Here is a 2,773-nt window from a genome sequence, read left to right as displayed (position 1 = left end):
CCCTGGCGGCGACCGCCGCGACGACGGTGCTGCCCGGGCACGGCGAGCCCTGGACGACGGGCGTCGGGGGCGCCGTCACGGCCGCGCGCGCACGGGGGGCGCACTGACGGCGGGCGGGACACCGAGAAGCGGTTCAACGTGCGGCTCTCGGAGAAGTGCTCCACAGTGGCGACCAGAAGCGAGCACCACTCATCGTGTGCAGAACACGCACGACTCTGGACCACCGATGAGAGGCCTGCCACTCATGCGCGTCCTGGGGATCAACGCGATCTATCACGACCCGTCCGCCGCCCTCGTCGTCGACGGCCACGTGGTCGCCGCCGCCGAGGAGGAGCGGTTCAGCCGCCGCAAGCACGGCAAGCGGCCCGTCCCGTTCTCGGCCTGGGAGCTGCCCGAGCTGTCCATGCGCTGGTGCCTGGCGGAGGCCGGGCTGCGGCCGCAGGACCTCGACGCCGTGGCGTACGGGTGGGACCCCGCCCTGGCCAAGGACGCCGAGGACCTCGGGCTCGACGACCCGTGGGACCACCTGCGCACCACGTACGCCCAGCGGGTGCCCGGGTTCCTCACCAGCGCCCTGCCGGGCATCGACCCGTCGATCGTGCGGTACGTCCCGCACCACGTCGCCCACGCGGCGTCCGCCGCCCTCGCGTCCCCGTTCGAGGAGAGCAGCGTCCTCGTCCTGGACGGCCGGGGCGAGCGCGCCTCGCACCTCGCCGGCCGCTACGTCGGCGGACGGCTGGACGTGCTGGCCACGCAGGAGCTGCCGAGCTCCCTCGGCCTGGTCTACGAGTCCCTGACGGAGCACCTCGGCTTCCTGCGGTCGAGCGACGAGTACAAGGTCATGGCGCTCGCCTCGTACGGGAAGCCTGCGTTCCTGGACGACCTGCGGTCGCTGATCTACCCGACCGGCGACGGCGGCTTCGTCGCGGAGGCACCCGACTGGACCCGCTGGGCACCACGTCGGATCGACGACGGCACATGGGGCGGCGAGCACGCGGACCTGGCGTGCTCGGTCCAGGCCCGCCTCGAGGAGGTCCTGGTCGACCTGGCGCGCTGGCTGCACGAGCGCACGGGCGACCGGGTGCTGACCATGGCCGGCGGCATCGCGCTGAACTGCGTGGCCAACTCCCGGATCTGGCGCGAGAGCGGGTTCGACGACGTCTGGGTGCAGCCGGCCGCCGGAGACGCAGGGACGTCGCTCGGCGCCGCGATGCAGCTCGCCGCCGAGCTGGGCGACGTCCCGCAGCCGATGCCCGGCGCCTCCCTCGGCCGCGAGTGGTCCGACGACGCACTCGCCGACTGGCTCCGCGCCGCGGCCGTTCCGTTCCGCACGCCCGAGGACCTGGCAGGTGAGGTGGCGGACGTGCTGGCCGCCGACGGGGTGGTCGCCTGGTTCGACGGGCGGGCGGAGTTCGGCCCGCGCGCGCTGGGGCACCGCTCCCTGCTCGCGCACCCGGGGCATGCGGAGAACCTCGAGCGGCTGAACGACGTCAAGGGCCGCGAGCAGTTCCGGCCGGTGGCACCGATGGTGCTGCTGGAGCACGCCGACCAGATCTTCTCGGGCGGACCGCTGCCCAGCCCGTACATGCTCTTCGTGCACCAGGTGGACCCGCAGTGGCGCGACCGCATCCCCGCCGCGGTGCACGTGGACGGGACGGCCCGCATCCAGACCGTCGACCCCGCGACACAGCCCCGGCTCGGCGCGACGATCGAGGCGTTCCGGGACCGCACCGGCCTGCCCGTGGTGATCAACACGAGCCTGAACACGGCCGGACGCCCGATGGTGGACGACCCGAGGGACGCGCTCGAGCTGTTCGGGTCGGCGCCGGTGGACCTCCTCGTCCTCGGCCCGCACCTGGTGCGGCGCGCCGAGCTGTTCCGGGCCGCGAGCTGATGGGGCAGCCGCCGTCCTGGTCGATCGTCGTCCCCACGGTCGGGCGGCCGTCTCTCGACGTCCTGCTGTCGGGCCTCGTCGCGCAGAACTGGACGGCGGCGACGCCAGGCCCGTCACGCGTGGTGGTCTGCGACGACCGTCCGCTGACCACGACCCTGCCGCTCGTGGTGCCGGACCTCCCCTGGCCTACCGTCGTCGTCCGGACCGGCGGTCGGGGCCCGGCCGCCGCGCGCAACGCCGGCTGGCGCAGGACGGCCACCGAGTGGGTCGCGTTCCTCGACGACGACGTCGTCCTCCCGCCCGGCTGGGCCCGGGGCCTGCTCGACGACCTGGCCGCCGCGGGCCCGGACGTCGCCGGCACGCAGGCCCGCCTGCGCGTGCCGCTGCCGCACGATCGCAGGCCCACGGACTGGGAGCGCAGCACCGCGGGCCTGGAGCACGCGCTGTGGGCGACGGCCGACATGGCGTTCCGGCGGAAGGCGCTCGACGAGGTGCAGGGCTTCGACGAGCGGTTCCCGCGCGCGTACCGCGAGGACGCGGACCTGGCGCTGCGGCTGCGGCTGGCCGGCTGGCGCCTGGTGCGGGGTTCTCGGGCGACGGACCACCCGGTCCGACCCGCCGACGACGCGGTCAGCGTCCGGGTGCAGGCGGGCGCCGCGGACGACGCGCTGATGCGCGCACTGCACGGCCGCGCCTGGCGAGCGCTGGCCGGGACCGGCCGGGGACGGTTCCCCTGGCACGTCGTCACGGTGGCGGCCGGTGGTGCCGGAGCGGTCGCGGCCCTCGTCGGACGGCGTCGGGCCGCCGCGGTCGGGCTGGGAGCCTGGGCGCTGCTCACGGCCGACTTCGCGCGCCGCCGCATCGTGCCCGGGCCTCACC

General features: G+C 75.3%; 2 protein-coding genes. Both read left to right on the top strand.

Translation table 11 applies throughout. The annotated features are described in order from the left end of the window. The first annotated feature begins 226 nt into the window (after positions 1-226). A complete protein-coding gene (locus tag RYN42_RS20140; protein ID WP_315099405.1) occupies positions 227-1,894 on the top strand; it encodes a carbamoyltransferase C-terminal domain-containing protein in 1,668 nt (555 codons plus the stop codon). Next, positions 1,894-2,773, top strand: an 880-nt coding sequence (locus RYN42_RS20135; RefSeq protein WP_315099402.1) for a glycosyltransferase, incomplete at its 3' end; no start/stop codon positions are given. The genes RYN42_RS20140 and RYN42_RS20135, both read left to right, overlap by 1 nt.

It is taken from the genome of uncultured Cellulomonas sp. (genome assembly GCF_963527515.1).
Classification (GTDB): Bacteria; Actinomycetota; Actinomycetes; order Actinomycetales; family Cellulomonadaceae; genus Cellulomonas.
Note: the sequence above shows the minus strand (reverse complement) of the source record. Positions and strands in the feature narration are given on the sequence as shown.